Here is a 662-nt window from a genome sequence, read left to right as displayed (position 1 = left end):
GAAGTCGTAACAAGGTAGCCCTAGGGGAACCTGGGGCTGGATCACCTCCTTAAACGAAAACCGACGTCCATAAGCGTTCACACGAATTGTTTGATACAAAACAGCATCTTGATGCTGTTTTGTGTTTTGTTGAGATCAGTTTTCTGGTACTCAACCCATTTTTCAGTTTCGAAAAATGTGTTCTTTAAAAATGTGGAATCCAAAATTAAATAAGCTGAGTTTATTTAAGCGGATAATGATAACAATCTCTGATTGTTGTTGATTAGTCGTTTAATTAGATTCTTGCTGAGACACTCTCAAGTATATAACTGGCCCCAAGCCGGTTATTGCTAATGTGTATGGCGATTTGGATGTTTAATTCTTTGAATTAAATAGACCAAATAAAGATCGTTAAAGGTAGTTATATGATTTCATAGACATCTTAAACATCGAATTAGGCAAAGTATTTTTGCTTCAGGCAAGGCGCAAGCTGAACGACCGAGGGAGCATACATTATGTATGTGACCGACCGAGTTCTGATTGCAACGCCGCATGAAGGAAAAAGACGCAGCCCAATTAGATCGTTTTGGGTTATATGGTCAAGTGACTAAGCGTACACGGTGGATGCCTTGGCAGTCAGAGGCGATGAAGGACGTGGTAATCTGCGATAAGCGTTGGCGAGC

2 rRNA genes are annotated in these 662 nt (G+C 40.6%); both read left to right on the top strand.

Features of this window, described 5'->3' with window-relative positions:
• Window positions 1–52: ribosomal RNA gene (locus EOPP23_RS21385) — 16S ribosomal RNA — on the top strand; the annotation flags it as partial.
• A 524-nt stretch (window positions 53–576) separates the two neighbouring features.
• Window positions 577–662, top strand: a 23S ribosomal RNA gene (locus EOPP23_RS21225); the annotation flags it as partial.

This window comes from Endozoicomonas sp. OPT23 (genome assembly GCF_009653635.1).
Lineage (GTDB): Bacteria > Pseudomonadota > Gammaproteobacteria > Pseudomonadales > Endozoicomonadaceae > Endozoicomonas_A.
The sequence above is the reverse complement of the archived record's forward strand: the minus strand, read 5'-3'. Positions and strand labels throughout refer to the sequence as shown.